The sequence below is a fragment of the Simiduia curdlanivorans genome (assembly GCF_030409605.1).
Taxonomy (GTDB): Bacteria; Pseudomonadota; Gammaproteobacteria; order Pseudomonadales; family Cellvibrionaceae; genus Simiduia; species Simiduia curdlanivorans.
Map to the genome: position 1 here is coordinate 148,210 of NZ_JAUFQG010000006.1, position 22,866 is coordinate 171,075.

The window sequence follows — 22,866 nt, forward strand, 5'->3', positions numbered from 1 at the left end:
GCGCCTTTTTCGCGATCGATTGGGTTGGCAAGGCCAAGCCCATACTGCTCTAGGCAGAATTAACCGTTTACTGCATCCTTTAACGCTTTGCCGGCTTTAAAGCCAGGCACTTTAGCTGCAGCGATCTGAATCTCCGCACCTGTTTGCGGATTACGACCGGTACGCGCTGCACGATCTTTCACTGCGAAGGTACCAAAACCTACTAAAACAACCTGATCGCCCTGCTTCAGAGCACCAGTAATTGAGTCAACCATTGCGTCCAACGCACGGCCAGCAGCAGCCTTTGGAATGTCCGCAGAAGCAGCAATCGCTTCGATCAATTCAGATTTATTCACACTAAACCCCTTTTATTATTTCAAGTTCCAAATTTACTACGAAATATGTCACTACCAATGAAAACACTATGCTTATACAAGCCATCGAACGGCTGCACATAACAAAACGAACTGCGATTTATACCAACTGAACCAAGGCCGGTCAAGGCATGAATCGCAGAATTGGCGCGGCCTGCACAGCTTTTCATCGTTTTTTAACGATCCGAGCAAAGCCTCGCCAGATAGATCAAAAATCAACCAGCACTAGTGTGTACTAATTCGCTTTGCACTTTCCTGTGCCTGCTGCTCAAGCACCCGATACTCTTCATCAGAATAGGGTTTTGGCACCTCTTGCAGCGCAATCTCGAGCACTTGATCAACCCACTTAACGGGAATAATCTTCAAATCAGCTTTGATATTGTCGGGAATATCGCGTAAATCCCGTTCGTTCTCTGCAGGGATCACTACCGTATCGATACCACCGCGATGGGCAGCAAGCAACTTCTCTTTCAAGCCACCGATGCGAAGCACTTCACCGCGCAGGGTAATTTCACCGGTCATGGCAACATTCGCGCGCACGGGAATATTGGTTAACACCGACACTAACGCTGTGCACATGGCAATACCTGCACTTGGGCCGTCCTTAGGCGTAGCGCCCTCCGGTACGTGAATATGGATATCAGTTTTTTCGTGGTAATCCGGTGCGATACCCAGCGATTGTGCACGGGACCTCACCACGGTTAATGCCGCCTGAATAGATTCTTGCATTACATCGCCGAGGGAGCCGGTTTTGACCATGCGCCCTTTGCCTTTGACCGCAGAGGACTCGATAGTTAACAGCTCGCCGCCAACCTGGGTCCAAGCAAGGCCGGTCACTTGGCCAATTTGGTTGGCAGAGTCAGCCCGACCATAGTCGTACTTCATCACACCCAAATAATCTTCGAGGTTTTTGTTCTCGATAGTTGCGCAATCAAGCGATTTATCTTTAACGTGCTGGGTAACCACCTTGCGGCATAATTTTGCCACTTCGCGCTCTAGGCTACGCACACCGGCTTCGCGCGTGTAATAGCGAACGATACCGAGAATAGCTTCGTCGGTAATATTAATTTCTTTCTCTTGCAGACCATTGGCCTTCATTTGCTTAGGCACTAAATAGCGCTTAGCAATATTCAACTTTTCGTCTTCGGTGTAACCTGGAATTCGAATCACTTCCATGCGATCGAGTAGCGGGCCGGGAATATTCATCGAGTTAGAGGTGCACACAAACATCACGTCAGACAGGTCGTAATCAACCTCTAAATAGTGATCATTGAATTTACTGTTCTGCTCTGGGTCTAATACTTCCAACAATGCACTAGCCGGATCACCGCGATTATCCATGCCCATTTTGTCGATTTCATCGAGCAAAAATAATGGGTTTTTAACGCCCACTTTAGACATTTTTTGCACCAACTTACCCGGCAAAGAGCCGATATAGGTGCGACGGTGACCGCGAATTTCAGCTTCGTCGCGCACGCCACCTAAGGCCATACGCACAAATTTGCGGTTAGTTGCGCGCGCAATAGACTCACCTAGCGAAGTTTTACCAACGCCCGGCGGCCCAACTAAACACAGTATTGGCCCCTTGATTTTTTTGACCCGTTTTTGCACCGCCAAATATTCCAAGATGCGCTCTTTTACTTCTTCTAAGCCGTAGTGATCGGCTTCTAATATTTCCTCTGCGCGCTTTAAGTCATGGCGCACTTTGCTGCGCTTAGTCCAAGGGACATTGACCATCCAATCGATGTAGGAGCGCAACACGGATGCTTCCGCCGACATAGGCGACATCATTTTTAATTTTGCCAGCTCGGCTTTGGTCTTTTTATCGGCGTCTTCAGGCATGGAAGCGTCGGCGATTTTTTTCTCTAGCTCGTCAAATTCGTTGCCTTCTTCGCCAATATCACCCAACTCTTTTTGAATAGCCTTCATCTGCTCATTCAGGTAGTACTCGCGCTGGCTTTTTTCCATTTGCTTTTTGACGCGGCCGCGAATGCGCTTTTCAACCTGAAACAGGTCGATTTCCGCCTCCATTAAACCAAGCAAGTGCTCGAGGCGTTCGCGCACCGACACCATCTCAAGAATGTCTTGTTTTTGCGCCAGCTCCAGTGACATATGGGCCGCCACGGTATCGGCTAAGCGCCCTAGATCATCGATACCCGAGAGCGAGGTCATTACTTCTGCGGGAACTTTCTTGCTCAAGGTCACGTACTGCTCAAACTGCGTCATGGCAGAGCGCAGCAGCACTTCCGCTTCGCGCTCGGCTACCTCTTCTGAGGGCAGCGTGCTGATACTGGCCTGATAGTATCCACCCATATCGGTAATTTGCTCGAGCTTAGCGCGCTCGCCGCCCTCTACCAGCACTTTGACGGTGCCGTCGGGTAACTTCAGCAGCTGGAGAATGGTAGAAACAGTGCCTATCCCGTATAGCCCTTCGGCGTCAGGATCATCGTCGGCTGCGTTCTTCTGTGCCACCAGTAGCACCTGCTTGTCAGCCGCCATGGCGGCTTCCAACGCCTCTATCGACTTGGTTCGGCCAACGAACAAGGGAATGACCATGTGAGGATAAACAACCACGTCGCGTAGGGGCAATAGTGGCAATTCAGCTTGTAATTCAGCTGGAGCATCGGAAACCATAAGGTGCCTCATTGAATCAATACTGTCCGGTTTAAGAGCCTAGCAGCACAGCTAAAGCCAGGACAGAACTGTTAGTTTTTACGTTAAACAAAGAGTGGGGGCGAGATGGGCCTTTTACAAGCAATCTTGGCCCCGTAAGCGAAAAAAAGAGCCTCCAGGGCTCTTTTTTAGACACTTTGACGCGTTTTTAGTCTTGTGGAGCCGCCTTTGCAGGCTTCTCCTTAGTCTCGTAAACCAGCAAGGGTTCAGACTCACCTTTGATCACAGACTCGTCGACCACCACTTTACTAACACCCTCTTCCGAGGGGATTTTATACATAGTTTCAAGCAGCACGTTCTCCATGATGGAGCGCAAGCCACGGGCGCCGGTCTTCCGATCCATTGCTTTCTGCGCCACAGCTTCCAAGGCATCTGGCCGGAAATCGACTTCCACCCCTTCCATTTCGAACAAGCGCGCGTATTGCTTCGTTAAGGCATTGCGTGGCTCAGTTAGAATCGTGATAAGGGCTTCTTTATCCAACTCTTCTAGGGTTGCGATCACCGGTAGACGCCCAATAAACTCGGGAATCAAACCATAGCGCACCAAATCTTCCGGCTCTACATCGCGCAACACCTGACCAACGTTACGCTTGTCGTCTTTGCTCTTGACCTCGGCACCGAAACCGATGCCGCCCTTTTCAGAGCGATCCCGTATAACCTTATCTAGGCCCGCGAAGGCACCACCACAGATAAACAGGATATTGGAGGTATCGACCTGTAAAAACTCCTGCTGCGGGTGTTTTCGGCCGCCCTGGGGCGGCACAGAGGCAACAGTGCCCTCAATCAGCTTCAATAGCGCCTGCTGAACACCCTCACCGGAAACATCTCGGGTAATTGAGGGGTTATCGGATTTGCGCGAGATTTTGTCGATTTCGTCGATATAAACAATGCCCTGCTGAGCCTTCTCGACATCGTAATCACATTTCTGAAGCAGCTTCTGGATGATGTTTTCGACGTCCTCACCCACATAGCCCGCTTCCGTCAGGGTGGTTGCATCGGCGATGGTGAAAGGTACATTCAGCATGCGCGCCAAGGTTTCAGCGAGCAGGGTTTTACCACTACCGGTTGGACCCACCAGCAAAATATTGCTCTTGCCCAGCTCCACAGGCTCTTTATCTTTACCGGTCTTTTCACCGGTACGCAGGCGCTTATAGTGATTGTATACGGCAACCGCCAGGACTTTTTTAGCCGTGCGCTGACCAATAACATACTGATCTAAGGTACCCGCAATCTCTTGGGGGGTCGGCAACTTACCACTATCGCCTTCACTAACCGCCTCTTGGATCTCCTCGCGGATAATGTCGTTACAGAGATCCACGCACTCATCACAGATGAATACCGACGGACCGGCTATCAGCTTGCGCACTTCGTGCTGACTCTTGCCACAGAAGGAGCAATACAACAGCTTGCCGTTGTCATCTCCACCTTCTTTTGTGCGATCGGTCATCGACCCACTCCACTTACCACTATTTGAATGTTACAAGATGCTAGCTTTACCCCTACTTTTCAAGTGCAGGGGCGGTAATTTAATGCAAGTCTTAGCAGACCTGCGCACATCTTAACCAATTATCTTATTTTTCAGCCTTCGGGCGGCGACTTACCACTTCGTCAATCAATCCGTAGGCTTTAGATTCCTCGGCACTCATAAAGGTGTCGCGCTCAGTATCCTTCGCAATTTGCTCGACACTGCGACCCGTGTGTTCAGCCATAAGGCAATTTAGGCGCTCGCGGATCTTTAAGATTTCTTGAGCCTGAATATGGATGTCACTAGCCTGACCTTGCGCACCGCCGCTGGGCTGATGAATCATGGTGCGGGCGTTAGGCAAACAGAAACGCTTACCCTTTGCGCCTGAACCCAGCAAGAATGCGCCCATACTACAGGCCTGCCCCAAACACATAGTGCTCACGTCGGGTTTAATGAACTGCATGGTGTCGTAAATTGACATGCCTGCGGTCACAGAACCGCCTGGTGAGTTGATATACAGGTGGATATCCTTATCGGGGTTTTCCGCCTCCAAAAACAGCATCTGAGCCACCACCAGGTTCGCCATATGGTCTTCTACCTGACCAACCAGAAAGATTACACGCTCTTTTAAAAGGCGTGAATAGATATCATATGAACGCTCGCCACGCGCGGTCTGTTCGACAACCATCGGAACTAACGTATCAGTGATAATAGTGGGCGATCTGTCTACTAGGTCGAAATGTGCCATCTAAATGTCAATTCCTTTTACTGGGACTTATTTTATAGATACTGAGCTCCGATGAGTCATGGCCTAGGCCGCCCTCATCGGAACTATAGATTAGTACGTAAAACTACCGAAGCCTGTCTGGATATTTGGCCTTAGCACCAACGGCTAGGTGCAAGATTAAAAATTGACCAAATCAGTTTTTCTGGTTTCGTATAGAAGGGAGCTTAACCGAGATATGCCGATGTGCCAACAAAACAAGCATAGTTAATAGAACAAAGCCGCGAGTTTTACGTCGCGGCTCAAGAGTACACTGGATGAATTAGGCGTCTTTATCCGCCGGTTTTATCACCTCATCATAGGTACTCTCTTTGTCGGTAACTTTGCCAGCCGCTAACAGAAAATCAACCACTTGATCTTCGAGTACTGCTGACTCAACACTGGCCAATAAATCGCGATTGTTATAGTAGTGGTTAACCACCTCTTCTGGCTCTTGGTAGGTGGAGGCTAGCTCTTCAACCATGGCCCGAACGCGATCGCCATCAACTTTAATGCCATTAGCTTTTACCACTTCACCTACAACCAAGCCCAGTTTAACACGGCGCTCAGCTTGCTCAGCGAACATGTCATCAGGCAGTAACGAGGCGAAATCTAGCTGTGCATTATTGGCCGCACCACCGAAACGCTGAATCATTTGATTGCGCAAAGCGGCAATCTCAGACTTTACCAAAGCCTTGGGTAAATCGACCTCGTGCTTGGATACTAAAGCATCCATGATTTGCGTTTTGACTTTAGCCTGAGCAGCATTCTTCAGCTCGCGCGCCATATTGTCTTTTACTTCAGCGCGGAACTTTTCTAAACCGCCCTCAGCAACACCGTACTTTGCAAAAAATTCGTCGTCCAATTCAGGCAACTTCTGCGCAGAGGTGCTATTAACAGTCACTTTGAACTGAACCGCTGCTCCGCGAAGCTCTTCGGCTTGATAATCCTCAGGGAAAGTTAAATCAAGCACATGCTCTTCGCCAGCCTTACAGCCAATCAAGCCCTTTTCAAAACCTGGGATCATCGAGTCTGAACCCAGCACCAAGAACTGGTTCTCAGCCTTGCCACCTTCAAACTCTTCACCGTCTTTGGTGCCCACGTAATTAATGTTTACGCGCTCACCTTTTTTAGTCTTGCGCTTGGTATCTTCCCAAGTCGCCTGTTGCTTTTGCAGCACTTCAATCATTTTATCGATATCGGCATCGGTTACGTCTGCGGTTAGGCGGGTAACTTCGATATCGCTAAACTCAGATAGAGTTACTTCAGGGTAAACCTCAAAAGTTGCCACGAACTCAAGGTCTTTACCCTCTTCCATCTGCTTTGGCTCAATGCTTGGTTGGCCGGCAGGTTTAACGTCTTCTTTACGCACTGCATCGTAGAAAGAGCGGCTCATGACTTCGCCAACCACTTCCTGACGAACGCCAGCACCGAAACGCTGCTTAACCACTTTCAACGGTACTTTACCTTTACGGAAGCCATTGATGCGAACGGATTTAGCCGCTTGCTGCAGACGCTTATTGATCTCGCTTTCGATTTGATCGGCGGGTACGCCAACAGTCAAACGACGCTCTAGACCTGAAGTCGTTTCGATAGAAACCTGCATTTTTATCCTCGTGAATTTTGAAAGGATGCCTTTGCATCCCAGCAACTCGATATGGTGCGAAAGGAGAGACTCGAACTCTCACGACTTGCGTCACTGGAACCTAAATCCAGCGTGTCTACCAATTTCACCACTTTCGCATGGTCTGTCCGGCGCATTCTAGCAGTACCGACACAGTAAAAACTAGCGCTAACTCTTTGTTTTTACTCAATTAAATGTGAAATTTAACGAGTGGTTGCGCTCAAGGGGTGGAGATTGTGCCACAGTCATCTGCACGGTTCAATAACCTTGCAAACTAAAATTTACTCGCAATAAAACCCTTGGCCCTTAAAAGGCTAAGCAACCCCTCTTGGCCCAGTAAATGCCCCGCGCCCACCACCACAAATAGGCTTTCCCCCACCCTTACTTGGCCCATCAATTTCTCGACCATCGAGAAATTGCGCCGTTGGAACAACGCCCGATAAATAGCCTGCCCCTCCGGCGCCGTTACCATTGGCTCCAAAACCAGCAGTCGCAAAGCATCATCATCGCCATGCCGCCAGGCATCGACCAACTCGGTAACCTTATCGCTTCCTGAATTGAACTCCATCAAACTCTGGCTTAAAAAATCCGATTGGGCCCTCGCATCCAAACCACTAAACGCTTGCATCTGCTGGGTAAAGCTTTCCAATTCAATGACATCTTTATCTTTGGCTCGACGTAAAAAATAACTGTCTACACCGAACTGGGTTTGGAAACCTGAATTTGCGAGCATGGCCGTTGCGAAGTGCAAACCTAAAAACCAGGGTTGCATGGCTTCCATCTGCGCTTCTGGCGGGCAATGTACTTTAAGATCTCCACGACAAAATACGGCCAAGGCCTGTTGCGCCCCGGGTGTTAACACCGACGATAAACCCTGTTTATTTTGCAACTGCTGGTCGTCGAACATACCCAACTTGCGAATGGCAGCGGCAACCTCGGCGCCATCTAACGCAGTGACATCCAGCTCCACAACCAACGCGCTCGCGGTCTCGAAAGCCTGCTCGACGGCATCGTCAAATGGGTAGAAACTTTCGTCGCCAACATGAATTGAACCGAGTAGAACGATGTTGCCGCGGGCACTTTCAAGCAGCCACACAGAGGGCCTTGCACCAGCCAATAAAGGTGTTGAAAAAACCAGACTTAAAAGGATAAAAAATACGGCGAAGGGCTTCATCAATTTATCGCACCAAGGGATAGGCATAAAGAAAAACAACCTCATCGGCACCGGCATTTTCCAATTTGACTTCACTCAGTGCGGCGGGAAGCAATCGCGCTTGCATAGCGGGCAGCTGACCACAGCCATCAATATTTAGATCACCGCGCACCGCCATCAGCAGGGAGTATTCAACACCCAAATCTAAATGCAGTGACTTGTACGGCGATAGCGTGATGCGCTCTACGGCAAAATCATCAAACCTAACGACCTCTTCGCGCAGAACCTCTTCGGTATTTAAAAGGACCGGTAAAGGAGCCTCCAAGGGCGCTTCCACACTAACATCGGACATAGCAGATTCTGTATCCCAGTGCGGCTGGGTCAATACTTTTTGAGCAAAGGACAAAATTTTTCGCTCGTACACTGGCGTTTGAAACTCTACGGTTGTCACGCCATGCAGCAGAGAGTGTGGTGTAAAACAGGGAACCTTTACCACATCGCCAACGGACAAATTTTTAACCGTAGCATAAGCATCCAAGGCCTGCCGAAGCGCTAGCTCTTGCTGACTTAACTCACTGGGCAATCGAGCCACCCAGCGCTTAATAGTGTCGGCATTAACTGGCTCGTTAATGGCAATACCCAGGTCCTGGCGAAAACCATCAAAAATACTATCGATTTTTCGTCGCACGCGCTCGTAACATTTAACCGCAGTTAAATAAGCGGCGCGGAAATCAGCATCGCTTGCAAACTCTGCCCGCTTAGCCTGACAAAAGCCAAAACGAATGCCACCTACGGCATCTGGCCAAGCAGTTTGGTCCACATGGGTAACCACGTAAACTTCGCGCTTTTTTTCGTGCATTTCGAAGTAAAGGTCGCCGTAAACAGGCTCAGGCAGAGGCGCAAGAATTTTTAGCAGAATAACATCGCGCGAATAACTGTTCGTTAGCGCCTGGGGAAAGGTTTCAAGCAGCCATGGCAATGGAACACTCAGGCCGGCGCTATCGAGAACCTTTGACTGGCCCCTCGCCTCGATTCCGGTAAACCATATTTCCTCGCCCCAAGGTTTAGCAATATGAACAGGCGACAAAATCAGGGGCTGGTCAAGTGCGATACAAGCAAGAGCATTTTTTTTCGCCCATGCAAGCAATGCAGCGCGCTGACTAAACAAATTTTTCGGCAGGGGCTCGAGTAAGGGTGCTGAGGTGTCAAATATGCAAACGAGAACCGGTTTGCCGCTTTTCAGCCAAGCGATAACAGAGAGCGCTATTGCGGGGGCATCTGGCAGATAGTATTGCTCCAGCCTTTGCTCAACCACAGCACACTGAACCGGTAAATGAGCATCAGCGGCTGATGCCAGCGCTGCCTCTGCCGTCTGCCCTTGGTTTAGGTCAAGGTTAAGGTTTATATTTTGTTCCACCAGCACCCCAGCCTACGGATTTTAAAGCAGGCAAGTTTACCAGATAGTCGCCGTTTCACCACGGCATAAAAAAGCCTGCCGAAGCCACTGCTGTCCGACAAAAGCGATATGACCACGTTAGGCTTTAAGCCTCACAACAGATGCGACATCTCGGCATGTACTTGGACATGAGTTTGGTGCCCGCACTAGCGACACGACGTGAATACATCCTTGTAGTCTCAACACCCGCCCTTTGGGACCGGCCCACAATGACACATTGTGGGCGTTGCTATCGCTGCAAAGCATGCTTTGCAGCGATAGCAACCCATGCGGGTGACGGTCCCTAGTAGGGGCGCCAAACTCTTCCGCGACATAACAGTGGACAGCAGTGCGCCGAAGCGGGCCTTGTGGTAGGGCGGGCTCAAACAAGTGGATTAGTTAAGTCGCTCAATTACCGTAGTAATGCCCTGCCCTAAACCGATGCACATGGTAGACACGCCGATAGCAGCGTCTTTATTTTTCATCGCCGTTAACAAAGTACCGGTAATGCGCGTGCCCGAGCAGCCGAAGGGGTGCCCTAAGGCGATGGCGCCGCCATAAAGATTGACTTTATCCTCCATCACCTCGAGCAGCTGCAAATCTTTTAACACGGGTAAAGCCTGGGCGGCAAAAGCTTCGTTAAGCTCGACCACCTGCACATCATCCATGGTCAAGTTAGCCGCTTTAAGCGCTTTTTCAGTCGAAGGCACGGGGCCATAACCCATAATACTTGGATCAACACCCGCCAAAGCCATGGAGGTAATGCGGGCGATGGGTGTTAAGCCAAGGGCCAGCGCTCGCTCCGCCGACATTACCAACATGGCAGAGGCGCCATCGGAGAGCTGGGACGAAGTACCCGCTGTTACCGTGCCGTTTTTCGGATCAAACACCGGGCGCAATTGCGCCAAGGCTTCTGCGGTTGTCTCCGGTCTTATGGTTTCATCTTGCGTCACCATGACCGGAAAACCGCGACTGTCGTGCCCCATTACGGGAATAATTTCTCTCGAAAAAATACCGGCCGCCGTCGCTTTCGCCGCTAGCTGATGGGACCGAGCACCAAAAGCGTCCATTTGCACACGTGAAATACCGTGCAACATCGATAAGTACTCCGCCGTCATGCCCATATTGCCGGCGGCTTTAGCAACGGTTAAACCCAACATGGGGTTAGGATTTACCGCTTCGTACATGGGTAGATGCCCCAAATGCTCGACCCCGCCAACGAGATATACATGGCCCTGACCGGCGCGAATATTAACCGCCGCCGTGTGCAGAGCACTCATGGATGAGCCACACAAGCGGTTAACGGTTTGCGCTGGTATGGTGTGAGGTAGGCCAGCCTGCAACACAATATTGCGTGCAATGTTGAAGCCCTGCTCTTCGCGCTGCAAGACGCAGCCCCAGATAACATCGTCAATTTCCGCAGGATTAATTTCGGGGTTACGGGCTAACAAATGCGAAATAACGGCAACGGATAAATCGTCAGCACGAACATTTCGAAAGCAACCATTTTTAGAGCGGCCCATGGGGCTGCGGCCAAAATCAACAATAACAGCGTCTCTTGGATTCAAAGTCACAATAGGTTCTCCGTCGCTTATGCGTAATAAGTTTTGTTAGCTTTTGCGAGCGCTAACATGCCGTCGGTTGGCTGATAGAGTTCGCCCAAGGCTTGGTATTGCTTCGCCATCGCTACCACCGCCTCAACGCCAAGGCTATCTACCCAGCGAAATACACCACCCCTGAAAGGTGGAAAACCCAGGCCGTATATTAACGACATATCGGCTTCTGCCGCCGTTTCAACCACGCCCTCTTCCAAGCAGCGCGCCATCTCCGTGACCATGGGCACCATCATGCGGGCGATAATTTCTTCGTCGCTAAATTCTTTAGTTTCGGCGCAGTGAGGCTTGAGCAATTGGTAGGTTTTGTCGTCTACCAGCTTCGCTGGTTTACCCTTTTTATCGGCTTCATAGCGATAAAAGCCCAGGCTGTTTTTCTGACCGTATCGCCCCGCTTCGTACATCACATCTGTACACGCCTTAAAGGTTTTACCCATGCGCGTTGGAAAACCTTCGGCCATCACAGCTTCGCAATGAGCAGCCGTATCAATACCGACCACGTCGAGTAAATAGGCTGGGCCCATGGGCCAACCCCAGGCCTGCATGACGCGATCAACCTGCTGGAAATCTGCGCCATCGCGTAGCAACATTGAAAAGCCGGCGAAATAGGGAAACAGCACGCGATTGACCAAAAAGCCGGGGCAATCGTTAACCACGACGGCCTTTTTACCCATGGCATTGGCATAGGCCACAGTGCGGGCAATGGCCTTATCGGAGGTCTTTTCACCGCGAATTACTTCGACCAGCGGCATGGCATGTACTGGGTTAAAGAAGTGCATACCGCAAAAATTTTCGGGCCGCTTAAGTGCCTGAGCCAAATAGCTAATAGAAATGGTTGAGGTATTTGAGGCAATCACGGCATCGTCGCCCAGCGACTGTTCAACTTCAGCCAGCACCGCGTGCTTAACTTTTGGGTTTTCCACCACCGCCTCGACGACCATATCCACGGCGTCAAAACCCTGATAACTCAAACAGGGTTCAATGCGGGTCAATACCTCGGCCATTTGTGCCGGCTTCATACGGCCGCGCTCGACTTGCTTGGTGAGTAACTTCGACGCTTCCGATAAACCCAAATCGATACCCGCCTGGGCAATATCTTTCATTTTTATCGGCGTGCCTTTTAGTGCCGATTGGTAGGCAATACCGCCACCCATAATGCCGGCGCCTAAAACAGACGCTCGGGCAATTTTCTTGTCTGCCTTCTTTTCCCACTGTTTGGCTTTTTTGGCAATTAACTGATCGGATAAGAAAAGCCCCACTAGCGCTTGCGCTGCTGAGCCTTGAGCTAATTTAGCAAAGGCTTCAGCTTCCGCCGCCAGCGCACCGGCGCGATCTGCTTTGGCCGCTTTCTGCATAGCTTTGACTGCAGCAACTGGTGCTGGATAGTTGCGGCCAGCCTGGGCACCAATAAATGATTTGGCGGTTTCAAAAGCCATCAGCGCCTCGGTGTCATTCAGCAGCATGGCACCGGTTTTTCGAGCCCTTCGGGTTCGAATATCGAAGCTGCCGTTCATGCATTGCTCTAGGGCATGCAAGCCGGCCTCCCGCAATAACTCAGGCTCGACCACGGCATCGACCACACCGGCTGTTAACGCCGCGTCGGCGCGCTGATCTTTACCCGTGGCGATCCACTCGGCCGCGGTATCGACGCCGGCGATGCGCGGTAACCGCACCGTGCCGCCCCAACCAGGGATCAAGCCCAATTTGGTTTCCGGCAAGCCAATCTTCGCCGCGCTGCTAGCAATACGATAATCGCAGGCCAAGCAAAACTCCAAGCCGCCGCCCAGCGCAAACCCGTTAATAGCCACCACCACGGGCACCTTGAGATCTTCGAGACGGTTATTGTTTTCGTTATTTTTACTCAGATGAGCAATCACTGCGTCCGGCCCTGCACCAAAAACGCCACCGAATTCAGTGATGTCGGCACCCACAATAAATACGCTTTTTCCCGACGTTGCCAATACCCCGCGCAGATCGGGCATGGCCTCCAAGGCGCTTATCGCCTCGCTCAGCTCATTAACTGTCGCGACATCAAACTTGTTGACCGACTCGCCTTGGGCATCAAAGCACAACTCGGCAACACCATTGTCCAGCGCTCGCACGGCAACTGATTTACCTTGGTAGACCATGGAAACCTCTCAGATTGGGAAATAATTCATTTTAAGGCCGATGGACGCGCCTTCAGCCAAGATCATTCAAACGTATGTTTTAAATACTATAAACTGTTAGGCCGTAAAGGTGAATAGTGTAGACGGGCTAGGTTAAAGTTTGAGGGTGAATTCGTCAGCATCATCTAAAACAGGGAACCTGTCGCGCTGTTGTGCCAACTTGATGGCGGAGAGCTCGGTGCGGACGATAGTTTCACCACCGACATTTTCGGCCATGGGCTCACCTTGGCTATCAAATATCTGGCTATCGCCAACGTAAACGAAGCCCTCACCGTCGATGCCCACCCGGTTTACTCCAGCGACGTAAGCTTGGTTTTCAATGGCGCGAGCTGGCAGCAGACGGCTCCATTGCGCGACCCTAGCCTCGGGCCAATTGGCCACATAAAAGAGCAAGTCGTAATCGGCGCGCGAGCGACTCCAAACCGGGAAGCGAAGGTCGTAGCAAATCATCGGGCAGCAGCGCCAGCCATTGCAGCCAAACACAACCCGCTGCTTACCAGCACTGAATGTCCTGTGCTCACCAGCCATGGAAAACAAATGGCGCTTATCGTAAACACCATAATCGCCACTCGGCGGCATCCAGATTAAGCGGTTATAAAAATGCTCACCTTCGCGCACCAAATAGCTGCCGGTAATGGTGATATTTCTGTGCCCCGCCAAATTGGCCATCCAATCGAGCGTTGGGCCTTGAGCTGGCTCGGCCAACTCATGCGCCGCATTGGTAAAACCGGTGGTAAACACTTCGGGTAATATCGCGAGATCTAGGCCCAAGCCCTCTTCATCGAGTAATCGCGTCATAAGACGGCGATTTTCCTCGGGCGACTGCCACATCAAATCGGCCTGCAGCAGGCCAACAGAAAGACGCTCTTTCATCGCAGACCAAGGTGGAATTGATAGACGCCAATAGCGCTGTTAAAGCTATTGGCTATCATTGAGCGCTAACCACGGCAGTTTGCTGTAAGCGCTCGGCCTGCAGACGCGCCTCTGTAGCCGGTTCAGGCTCCTCATCCTTATCCCAATAGAGAGCCGCCCTGTACCAAGAAGCGACACCCTGCTGGCGGTAATAATTAATGTATTGGGCCTTAGAGCGGGTTTGTTCACGCCAAGAGATCATCACTACCGATGTTTCGGCCGCCGACTCCCATGCCCGTGCCGCCTCGGGGTAATCTTTGGTTAATGACGCCAACTCGGCCGCTTGCTGAAAAGCATTACCGGCGTAGCGCAACACGTTCATCGCAAGAACTAACCGCTTTTTCTGCAGCTTTGGATCAGTTTCAGCTCGGTCGGCCCAAAGACCACGCGCGGTGATGTAAAGCAGCTCGCCCCACTCTTGAAGTTTTTCATAGCCGGCTTCAGCGACGTCGTCAGCTTCACCCTTCTCATCGAGCGCGCGCCAACCATCGTAGGCTTGGCGGGAAATACCGTAGGCGCGATCCAGTGTTGCCGAAAGGTTTTTATACACCGTTAGCGAATTGCCATAGGCTGATTTATTTTGATAATTATCTGCACTTTTCAGATCTTCTTGAGCAGACCAGTACATAGACTCGAGTAGAGCCAATGACTTTTCGACATCGTCTTCGGTGGTGAATTGTGGTGGCAAATCATAGAGGCTAAACGGCAAGGGCGACGCGTTTAATCCGGCAATTTGACAGTAACCCGTGAGGTTGCCGGTGGCCTTGCAATCTGTCTCTAGCGAAAGCTGCTGTTTTTCACAGGCCAGTTTATCCCCGGCCGAGGTCAGCGCCGCGCAATCACATTGAATGGTCAAACATTGATTAGCAAAACTCGGAAGACTAGATAGTGCGAGTATCACCCCGGTAAAAAGAAGGTGTTCAAACTTAGGCCTAAATAGCGATGGCATTTGCATAAGGGGCCCCTTGTTAAATTAGGATTATGATGGGCTGCACGTTTTAAGTGTCTACAGGTTCACATTAAAACGAGCCAAGCGTGAGTGCAATACGTTATTAAAAACTTAATTTCTTATTCTGACAAATCTCAGGCTTAGCGCCACCATTAAGCCCAGGGCGGCAATCGCGCTGGCGCCAAAGAAGGTAAATTCTGCCGACCACTGCCAAGCCGAACCACTTAACAGCGCGCCAAGGGCACCGCCAGCACCAAAGCTCAGGGATGAATAGAGCGCCTGCCCCTGGCCCGGAGAGCTGTCAGAAAAGGCGTTTCCTACCCACTCAATCGCGACTGCGTGCGCCAAACCGAAACTTGCCGCATGCAGGAGTTGCGCTACCAGTAAAAGGGATATCGCCTGAGGATAAGCGCCAATGAGGTACCAACGTACAACAGTTAGAGCCAGCGCTATGGCTAAAAGGTTGAGCAAGCTTATTCGCACCAATAAACCACGTGCGAACCAAAAGAGAATAATTTCCGCGATCACACCTAGCGCCCATAACCAACCAATGGTGCCCGCCGAATAACCCAAATCATGCAGATAGATCGTGTAAAAGGTGTAGTAAGGGCCGTGGCTCACTTGCAACAAAAAGCAAACGAGAAAAAATAACAGGGCCGATGGCTGCCTAAGCTTAAGCCAAAAGGAGGTTGCCGGCGGCGCAGCCTTGTGGCCAGCCACATCCGGCACGGCCAGGGAGGAAAGCCAGATCAACAACAACAAAGTAAAGATCACCAAGGGTAAATGGCTAAGGCTGATCCATTCAAACACATAACCCAAAGCCAAGACTGCGGCAATAAAACCCACCGAACCCCATTGCCGAATTAAGCCGTAACGACCGGTTTGAGGAGCCAATAGCGCCAACGTAAGCACTTCAAATTGGGCGAGTACTGCGTTCCAAAAAAACGAGAAGCTCAGCACCACCCAAACCAACCATTGATAGCGGGTGGAGATAAAAATACTGCTAAAGCAGAGCGCCGCGGCAAAGCTACCGATGCGGATAATGCTCAGGCGATTGCCATAGCGATCGGCCAACCAACCCCAAATATTCGGTGCTAGCACCCGAGTGGCCATGAGCAGACCCGCAATGACGCCTATTTCATAGGGGCTGTAGCCAAGATGCTGCAGATAAAGTGTCCAGTAGGGAACTAAGACACCGACTAACGCATAGTAGAAAAAATAGAAACTCGATAAGCGCCAATAGGGAATTGGCGCTGAGGTGTTAGGTGTCACCGAGGCGTAATGTTGGGCATATTGTGCACAACACCGCCATTTTGGCCGCGCTGACGTAAGAAGTGATCCATAAGCACAATGGCCATCATGGCTTCAGCGATGGGGGTGGCGCGAATACCCACGCAGGGGTCGTGCCGCCCTTTGGTGATCACTTCGACTGCGTCGCCATTCACATCAATGCTGCGCCCAGGTATGTGCAAACTAGAGGTCGGTTTCAAGGCGATATGCGCGACGATGTCTTGACCCGATGAGATGCCACCCAGAATGCCGCCGGCGTGGTTGGACAAAAATCCGTCTGGGGTCATTTCGTCGCGATGCTCTGTGCCCTTCTGCGCGACGGCATCGAAGCCGGCGCCAATCTCTACGCCTTTAACGGCATTAATACTCATTAAGCCATGAGCCAAATCCGCATCCAATCGGTCGAAGATAGGCTCGCCTAAACCAGGTGGCACACCTTCGGCAACAACCGTTATTTTTGCACCGATTGAGTTGCCCTCCTTGTTCAGTGCCTGCATGTAAGCTTCCATCTCTGGGACCTTGCTCGCATCGGGGCAAAAGAAGGGGTTTTGGTCAACTTGCGCCCAATCCACAGTCTCGACGATTATGGGGCCCAATTGCGACAGGTAACCGCGCACCTTGATCCCGAGAAACTGCTGCAAATACTTCTTCGCCACGGCCCCTGCAGCCACGCGCATCGCTGTTTCCCGCGCCGACGAGCGGCCGCCGCCGCGGTAATCGCGCACGCCGTACTTATGCATGTAGGTGTAATCTGCGTGGGCTGGGCGAAATTGATCTTTAATATTGCTGTAGTCTTTCGAGCGTTGATCGGTATTTTCGATCACCATGCCAATGGGGGTGCCCGTGGTTTTGCCTTCAAACACACCGGACAGAATTTTGACTTCATCGGCTTCGCGGCGCTGGGTGGTATAGCGCGACTGGCCCGGTTTGCGACGATCCAATTCGGCCTGAATGTCCGCTTCGCACAGCGCCAAGCCCGGTGGGCAACCGTCGACGATGCAGCCTAACGCAAGGCCATGGCTCTCGCCAAAGCTGGTGACAGTAAAGAGCTTTCCAAAGGTATTACCAGACATAGAGATTCCGAATTATCCAAAGCATCGCAATAAAGGGCGCGAATTATACGCGAAACAATTCAAATATTGCCAAAATGCTTGTCGAGATCTTGCGCAGTTAATAAAAACACACCATGGCCACCGCGCTCGAACTCAAGCCAAGTAAACGGCAAACTCGGAAACGCCTGCTCGAGCGCTACCCAGCTGTTGCCCACTTCGACAATTATCACGCCCACATCACTCAAGTGCGCGCGGGCCTGCTGCAACAGCGAGCGAGTAAAGTCCAAACCATCTAGGCCTGAACCCAAACCAATACTGGGCTCACACAAATATTCGGGCGGCATAGTGGCAAGATCCTGCGCGTCCACATAGGGTGGATTGCTCACGATCAAATCAAACTGCTCACCCTTTAGCCCCGCCAAGCCGTCGGATACCAGGGTTTGAACCTGAGTCTCCAAGCCGTAGCGGCTAATATTGCTCTCAGCCACCGCTATAGCATCGGCGGAAATATCAGACAGCACAACTTCGGCCTCGGGAAACTCCAGCGCGCAAGCAATGCCGATACAGCCACTGCCCGTGCACAAGTCCAACACCTTGCGCGGCTGTGCCGGCAACCAGGGCTCAAAGCCGTTTTCGATCAATTCCGCAATCGGTGAACGTGGCACCAAAACTCGGGCGTCAACATTAAATGGGATGCCCGCAAACATCGCCTCGCCGGTCAGGTAAGCCACCGGTACACGCTCTTTCACGCGCCGGGCAACTAAATGCATAACCTGTTCGCGTTCAACTAGCGTTAACCGGCAATCGAGCAACTGGGTATTTTCACTCCAGCGCATGTGAATCACATGCAACACCAGCTGCAGGCTTTCGTCCCACGCATTGTCCGTGCCGTGACCGAAAAAAACGCCGGCCTCGAGCAGGCGAGAAGCTCCCCAGCGAACCCAATCTCTCAAGGTCTCGAGTTCGGCAAGCGGATTAGATTCGGTGTTGATCACGGTAGCTCCATTGAGGCGTGGCTAAAAAACGCTATTATGCGTATTTGGGAAAAATACATCCAGTTCGTTTCAGCAAGCGTAAAACACTAGCACTCCGGATCGTAATAGCGATAATACACACCCTCAACGTCATCAAGGTCGAGCCCAATGAAACAAGAATTTGCAAATATTATTTCCGCTATCGGCGAAGACCTCAACAGGCCCGGCCTTGTCGATACGCCGGAGCGCGCGGCAAAAGCCTTTGAATTTCTAACGCGTGGCTATCGACAGTCCCTCGACGAGGTTGTAAACGGCGCCCTATTCCCGTCCGACTCAAATGAGATGATCATCGTTAAAGACATCGAACTCTATTCTATGTGCGAGCATCACCTGTTGCCGTTTATCGGCAAAGCACATGTTGCCTACATTCCAACCGGCCAAGTTGTTGGCCTTTCCAAGGTCGCACGCATCGTCGATATGTTTGCCAGACGCCTGCAAATTCAAGAACAACTTACCCTGCAAATTGCCGAGACAATTAAAAGCGTAACCGGCGCCGAAGGTGTTGGCGTGATTGTTGAAGCCAAGCATATGTGCATGATGATGCGCGGGGTCGAGAAACAAAACTCGGTGATGAAAACCTCTGCAATGCTGGGCTCCTTTCGCGACGACCCAGCCACCCGCACAGAGTTTTTAAGCTTAGTCCGGTAAATTCAACAAACCGCGCCGACGCTATCGGCGCACCAGATCGACCCGAACGGATTGGCGCCCGCGCCCGGCTGGCGCCAAATTACCCACACTAAAAACGTCGAGTTGCGCTTTAATATTTTTCGCTTTCAGTAAAGCCAACACCAGCTGAGCGTGTTGCTCAGCAAGATTCATAACATCTTTACCCGACGAGTAGTCGTGCCCCACCAAAACAAAGGCAGCACCGCGTTGACTCTGAATATAGTCCACTATTGCCTGGAGCTGGGCCGCGGAAACTTGTAGACCTTGGCGCTCACCATAACTTAATGGAATGGAAAAATACCCTCTTTCATCGATACTGGTGGCAATCGAATGGGTCGACGTCACCAGCCGCCCGAGCTCGGAAGCCGCCACTTTAATGCGCTCTAACTGCACATAGACACTGCCGTTCCCACGCTTAACAGCATAGATTACCGTGTAGGCAACAGCACCATCCGCTCCTTGAGTTTCAAACACACCATAGCGCTGATTATTGTCGAGACCATAAAGCATTGCCTTACCAAAATGCGTATTTGCCCAAGCGTTGCTAGAGCCGCATAAAAGGTCGACACAAGAAAACAATTCGCGCCGTTGATCGACTGAAAGCTGCTCTTTAAAAGCCTGATAGGCAGCTGCCTCACTCATGCCTTTGGGCAACTCTATGGTCTTACGCTGTAGGCGACCACTGATAATTTCAGCGCCTTGGGTACGCCACTCGTTATTAATGCGCTTATAAATACCGAGCAGTAACAGGTAGTCATCGACATTGGACTCCTCTTGAAATACCACGCGGCTATCATGTGGCATCTGCCAGTCCATTTCAGCTAGGGCATCGAACGCGAACAATGATGCAAACAACACAGACGAAAATGTTTTGAACACAGTTTTAAACTCGGTGTTAAACACGATTTTCATCACCCTGATGCTGTTGAATTTTTTGGTTAAATAACGCTGCCACTTGCACCACTTCATCTTCCAAATGCAGGTGATGACTACCCACTAAATTAACCATTTCTATATTAGAGAAAGACTGCAAATTTTTAGCGAAAAATGGGAATAGCTTGGGCATTCCTTCACTTGCCAACACTAGCGTGGCGGGCACTTGGATATCCGCAACGAGCGCGTTAATTTGTTCTGAGGTGAGCTTAATCATGGATGGCGCCAATAATTTAGGGTCCACGCGCCAAGTCACGCCCGCGTCAACCGGTTTCGTCCCGCGCTCCACAATGGCATTAGCTGCCATTTCACTCAAGGGAAACATTCCTTGGTGCCGAATTTTCGCCGCGGCAGCAATTGAGTCATAAATGGGAAAGGAGCGAGCCGCGTGGCGCTTAAACTCTAATATAGCCTTGCGTAACTGAGCCGGAAACTTAGCGCTGGGCACAGGCTCGGGAACTAAACCATCGATGAGTAATACTTGATGGCAGCGCTCTGGCATAATTGCCGCGTACATGGCGCAAATTATCGCTCCGCGCGAATGCCCCAGTAACCCAACTTCAACGCCACCCAGCTGCTCAACAATTTCTTCGAGATCAATTAGGTCGTCCCAAATATGGTAAGGCGCTTCTGCGTTGCGATGATAACTTAAACCATGTCCGGCTAGATCTAAGGCAATCACCGTGACATTTAACAAAGGCGCCAAACGAGAAAATGACGCGCTATTATCAAGCCAGCCATGCAGCGCGAGAAATATCGGCGCATCAGGTCTTTCCCAAACTTGAGCACAAATTTCGCGCCCGCCCGCAAGGGTAAAAACTCGCTCAACGACCGGTACGTTCGCTGCACTTACATCAGGATTTATTAACACAGTCATCGGGGTACCAATGCGGGCGTGATAGATTTCAATTCAGCTAAACCTTTGGCGAGGACACTTACCTCTAAATAGGCTAACGAGGCGGTATCCATACTTACTTGCCACACCGGCGTATCACTTAAAAAACTAATTAACTGACTCACCAAAGGCTGGTGGCTGACTAACAAAACCGGTGCCCCTGCTATAACTGGCTCCAACCCGCGAATCACCTGTTCGATTGCTACATCCGGGGTTAACCAAGCTGCTTCGTGGCGGCAGGCGTTCGTCGCCCCTGACAACTCTGCGAAGAGCTCATCCGCGGTTTGCTGCGCACGTAAAAAAGGGCTGACATAAACCTGTTCGACAAGAGCCAGTTCAGGCTTAAAACATGCCGCTTGTGCCCGCGCCTGCCGACGACCAAAATTAGTCAATTGCCGAGCGGCATCGGTTGCGGCCTGCATTTGTGCCTCGCCGTGCCTTAAAATATAGAGCTTTGTTCTTGCCAAACTCACTCGTCCTTGGCGTCGGGCCAGTCGGAAAAAGGAAAGGGTTTGTCTTCGCTGTTGTAAGTTAAAAAAGCCAAGGTTTGGGCAATATAGGCGGTCAAACTAGCGCCTAACTGACGCAGGTTTTCATTATCTTTACCGGTAATTAAGGCAAAAATAAATTGCAGCACCACCACCACGCCAACAACAATACTGGCCACCTGCAACACCAAACCAAATAAAATCATAAATAATAAACGCACCCAATGGTCAGGCTTAAGGATGTTGGTTTTAATATTGTCTAAATTTGTTTCTTTTTCGTTAGTCATGGCTTTCCCCCATAAATTCAACATCGTAGTTTTGCTCACCCACCATCAGCTTATGCGCTACCTCACTGATGGGCAAGCCATTAAAAATCACTGCATATAAACCTTTCACCAGCGGCATATACACATCCATCTGCTTGGCTTTTTGCGCCACAACTTGGAGTGTATTTACACCCTCTGCCACCTGCCCTAACTCAGTCACGATATCATCTAAGGCTCGCCCATGCCCCAAAGCGAAACCAACGCGATAATTACGCGACAAATCAGATGTACAGGTCAATATTAAATCACCCACGCCCGCTAAACCGAGAAAGGTCATCGGGTTTGCCCCTAATTTGCTACCCATTCGGCTCATTTCTGCCAGCGAGCGCGTTATTAACATAGCGTGGGTATTGCTACCGGCGCCGAGGGCTGTGGCCATACCGCTGATGATGGCATAGATATTTTTCAGAGCTCCGGCGAGCTCGACGCCGCGCTTATCCTTATTGGCATAAACGCGAAAATTACCAGAACTCAGTACCGCTTGAATGGTTTTAATGAGATTGGCATCATCGGACGCGATAACCGTTCCTGTTTGTTGCTGTTCAACAATTTCCTTGGCGAAGTTGGGCCCACTCAGCACGCCAACAGGATGCTGGGGTAACTCCTGTTCTAAGATTTCACTCATGAGAGTAAAACCATTGCCTTCGATGCCTTTGGTTGTGCTCACCAAAAGTGCATCGGCGCGCACTAAGGGTTGAATAAGTCGAACCACTTCGCGAAAACCGGAACTCGGCACCGAGACAAAAACAATATCGGCATCGACCACCGCTGCGCGTAAATCGGAGGTTGCAATCAAGCTAGGTGCAAACTTATAACCCGGCACGTAATGGCTGTTCTCACGCACCTGCTGACACAAAGCAGCGCGCGCCGCATCGCGCATCCACAGGTAGGTTGGGTTGTTATTGAGGGCACATATATTTGCGATTGCGGTGCCAAAACTGCCACCGCCGAGAACGGCAATGCGCTTTCCACTTTGTTTCGGTGACATGGAAGAATTCGCTTCTGTCATTTGAGTATCTTCTATTGCCTAAGTCGTACAGGCTCATCAATTATTTTATATAAACCGGCAAATGG

At 50.9% G+C, this 22,866-nt stretch carries 20 protein-coding genes and 1 tRNA gene; 1 reads left to right on the forward strand and 20 read right to left on the reverse strand.

The window, feature by feature from the left end:
• Positions 1-59: 59 nt before the first annotated feature.
• The 15 genes from hupB to prmB all read right to left on the reverse strand — a co-directional run bounded on the left by hupB (position 60) and on the right by prmB (position 18,445).
• Positions 60-335, reverse strand: coding sequence for a nucleoid-associated protein HU-beta (gene hupB / locus QWY82_RS14565; RefSeq protein ID WP_290263798.1), 276 nt, complete (start codon positions 333-335; stop codon positions 60-62).
• Positions 336-578: 243 nt separating this feature from the next.
• The gene (gene lon, locus QWY82_RS14570) at positions 579-2,987 is read right to left on the reverse strand and encodes an endopeptidase La (RefSeq protein ID WP_290263800.1); all 2,409 of its coding nucleotides are present in this window, start codon (positions 2,985-2,987) and stop codon (positions 579-581) included.
• A 187-nt stretch (positions 2,988-3,174) separates the two neighbouring features.
• Positions 3,175-4,473, reverse strand: a complete 1,299-nt coding sequence (gene clpX, locus QWY82_RS14575; protein WP_290263802.1) for an ATP-dependent Clp protease ATP-binding subunit ClpX — start codon at positions 4,471-4,473, stop codon at positions 3,175-3,177.
• A gap of 124 nt (positions 4,474-4,597) precedes the next feature.
• Positions 4,598-5,239 carry an ATP-dependent Clp endopeptidase proteolytic subunit ClpP gene (clpP, locus tag QWY82_RS14580; RefSeq protein WP_290263804.1) on the reverse strand — a complete coding sequence of 214 codons (642 nt, stop codon included), beginning with the start codon at positions 5,237-5,239 and terminating at the stop codon, positions 4,598-4,600.
• 298 nt (positions 5,240-5,537) lie between these two features.
• Positions 5,538-6,860 (reverse strand): trigger factor, encoded by a 1,323-nt coding sequence (gene tig / locus QWY82_RS14585; RefSeq protein WP_290263806.1) that lies wholly within the window; start codon positions 6,858-6,860, stop codon positions 5,538-5,540.
• Positions 6,861-6,912: 52 nt separating this feature from the next.
• Positions 6,913-6,997 (reverse strand) — tRNA-Leu (locus tag QWY82_RS14590).
• Between the two features lie 155 nt (positions 6,998-7,152).
• Positions 7,153-8,079 carry a TraB/GumN family protein gene (locus tag QWY82_RS14595; RefSeq protein WP_290263808.1) on the reverse strand — a complete coding sequence of 309 codons (927 nt, stop codon included), beginning with the start codon at positions 8,077-8,079 and terminating at the stop codon, positions 7,153-7,155.
• The gene (locus QWY82_RS14600; RefSeq protein WP_290263811.1) at positions 8,057-9,448 is read right to left on the reverse strand and encodes a hypothetical protein; all 1,392 of its coding nucleotides are present in this window, start codon (positions 9,446-9,448) and stop codon (positions 8,057-8,059) included. Before QWY82_RS14600 ends, QWY82_RS14595 begins: the two co-directional genes overlap by 23 nt.
• Before the next feature lie 413 nt (positions 9,449-9,861).
• Positions 9,862-11,040, reverse strand: a complete 1,179-nt coding sequence (gene fadA / locus QWY82_RS14605; RefSeq protein WP_290263813.1) for an acetyl-CoA C-acyltransferase FadA — start codon at positions 11,038-11,040, stop codon at positions 9,862-9,864.
• Positions 11,041-11,057: 17 nt separating this feature from the next.
• Positions 11,058-13,208: a fatty acid oxidation complex subunit alpha FadB gene (gene fadB, locus QWY82_RS14610; protein WP_290263814.1), complete on the reverse strand. Its 2,151-nt coding sequence runs from the start codon at positions 13,206-13,208 to the stop codon at positions 11,058-11,060.
• Between the two features lie 132 nt (positions 13,209-13,340).
• Positions 13,341-14,120 (reverse strand): amidohydrolase, encoded by a 780-nt coding sequence (locus QWY82_RS14615; RefSeq protein ID WP_290263817.1) that lies wholly within the window; start codon positions 14,118-14,120, stop codon positions 13,341-13,343.
• Positions 14,121-14,175: 55 nt separating this feature from the next.
• On the reverse strand, positions 14,176-15,114 hold the full coding sequence (locus tag QWY82_RS14620; protein ID WP_290263819.1) for a hypothetical protein: 939 nt from the start codon (positions 15,112-15,114) through the stop codon (positions 14,176-14,178).
• Between the two features lie 105 nt (positions 15,115-15,219).
• Positions 15,220-16,380, reverse strand: coding sequence for an MFS transporter (locus QWY82_RS14625; RefSeq protein ID WP_290263821.1), 1,161 nt, complete (start codon positions 16,378-16,380; stop codon positions 15,220-15,222).
• A complete protein-coding gene (gene aroC / locus QWY82_RS14630; protein WP_290263824.1) occupies positions 16,377-17,471 on the reverse strand; it encodes a chorismate synthase in 1,095 nt (364 codons plus the stop codon). Before aroC ends, QWY82_RS14625 begins: the two co-directional genes overlap by 4 nt.
• 59 nt (positions 17,472-17,530) lie before the next feature.
• Entirely contained in the window at positions 17,531-18,445 is a 915-nt protein-coding gene (gene prmB, locus QWY82_RS14635; protein WP_290263826.1) for a 50S ribosomal protein L3 N(5)-glutamine methyltransferase, read from the reverse strand.
• Positions 18,446-18,592: 147 nt separating this feature from the next.
• On the opposite strand from prmB, the gene folE reads away from it, so the two are divergent.
• Positions 18,593-19,132, forward strand: coding sequence for a GTP cyclohydrolase I FolE (folE, locus tag QWY82_RS14640; RefSeq protein ID WP_290263828.1), 540 nt, complete (start codon positions 18,593-18,595; stop codon positions 19,130-19,132).
• 21 nt (positions 19,133-19,153) lie between these two features.
• Here the strand turns inward: folE and QWY82_RS14645 are convergent, their stop codons facing one another.
• The 5 genes from QWY82_RS14645 to QWY82_RS14665 all read right to left on the reverse strand — a co-directional run bounded on the left by QWY82_RS14645 (position 19,154) and on the right by QWY82_RS14665 (position 22,801).
• Positions 19,154-19,954, reverse strand: a complete 801-nt coding sequence (locus tag QWY82_RS14645) for a DUF4892 domain-containing protein (RefSeq protein ID WP_290263829.1) — start codon at positions 19,952-19,954, stop codon at positions 19,154-19,156.
• A 91-nt stretch (positions 19,955-20,045) separates the two neighbouring features.
• On the reverse strand, positions 20,046-20,960 hold the full coding sequence (locus tag QWY82_RS14650) for an alpha/beta hydrolase (protein ID WP_290263831.1): 915 nt from the start codon (positions 20,958-20,960) through the stop codon (positions 20,046-20,048).
• A complete protein-coding gene (gene sixA / locus QWY82_RS14655) occupies positions 20,957-21,445 on the reverse strand; it encodes a phosphohistidine phosphatase SixA (protein ID WP_290263833.1) in 489 nt (162 codons plus the stop codon). The genes QWY82_RS14650 and sixA overlap by 4 nt, the downstream gene beginning before the upstream one ends.
• Before the next feature lie 2 nt (positions 21,446-21,447).
• A complete protein-coding gene (locus QWY82_RS14660; protein ID WP_290263835.1) occupies positions 21,448-21,753 on the reverse strand; it encodes a DUF4389 domain-containing protein in 306 nt (101 codons plus the stop codon).
• Entirely contained in the window at positions 21,746-22,801 is a 1,056-nt protein-coding gene (locus QWY82_RS14665) for an NAD(P)H-dependent glycerol-3-phosphate dehydrogenase (RefSeq protein WP_290263837.1), read from the reverse strand. The genes QWY82_RS14660 and QWY82_RS14665 overlap by 8 nt, the downstream gene beginning before the upstream one ends.
• Positions 22,802-22,866 lie beyond the last annotated feature (65 nt).

Excerpts from the sequence above, each read along its gene's own strand:
- folE (WP_290263828.1), top strand. The coding sequence starts at position 18,593 with ATGAAACAAGAATTTGCAAATATTATTTCCGCTATCGGCGAAGACCTC.
- QWY82_RS14645 (WP_290263829.1), bottom strand. The coding sequence starts at position 19,954 with ATGCCACATGATAGCCGCGTGGTATTTCAAGAGGAGTCCAATGTCGAT.
- QWY82_RS14650 (WP_290263831.1), bottom strand. The coding sequence starts at position 20,960 with ATGACTGTGTTAATAAATCCTGATGTAAGTGCAGCGAACGTACCGGTC.
- QWY82_RS14660 (WP_290263835.1), bottom strand. The coding sequence starts at position 21,753 with ATGACTAACGAAAAAGAAACAAATTTAGACAATATTAAAACCAACATC.
- QWY82_RS14615 (WP_290263817.1), bottom strand. The coding sequence starts at position 14,120 with ATGAAAGAGCGTCTTTCTGTTGGCCTGCTGCAGGCCGATTTGATGTGG.
- QWY82_RS14620 (WP_290263819.1), bottom strand. The coding sequence starts at position 15,114 with ATGCAAATGCCATCGCTATTTAGGCCTAAGTTTGAACACCTTCTTTTT.
- clpP (WP_290263804.1), bottom strand. The coding sequence starts at position 5,239 with ATGGCACATTTCGACCTAGTAGACAGATCGCCCACTATTATCACTGAT.
- lon (WP_290263800.1), bottom strand. The coding sequence starts at position 2,987 with ATGGTTTCCGATGCTCCAGCTGAATTACAAGCTGAATTGCCACTATTG.
- QWY82_RS14595 (WP_290263808.1), bottom strand. The coding sequence starts at position 8,079 with ATGCCTATCCCTTGGTGCGATAAATTGATGAAGCCCTTCGCCGTATTT.
- QWY82_RS14665 (WP_290263837.1), bottom strand. The coding sequence starts at position 22,801 with ATGACAGAAGCGAATTCTTCCATGTCACCGAAACAAAGTGGAAAGCGC.
- tig (WP_290263806.1), bottom strand. The coding sequence starts at position 6,860 with ATGCAGGTTTCTATCGAAACGACTTCAGGTCTAGAGCGTCGTTTGACT.
- clpX (WP_290263802.1), bottom strand. The coding sequence starts at position 4,473 with ATGACCGATCGCACAAAAGAAGGTGGAGATGACAACGGCAAGCTGTTG.
- aroC (WP_290263824.1), bottom strand. The coding sequence starts at position 17,471 with ATGTCTGGTAATACCTTTGGAAAGCTCTTTACTGTCACCAGCTTTGGC.
- fadB (WP_290263814.1), bottom strand. The coding sequence starts at position 13,208 with ATGGTCTACCAAGGTAAATCAGTTGCCGTGCGAGCGCTGGACAATGGT.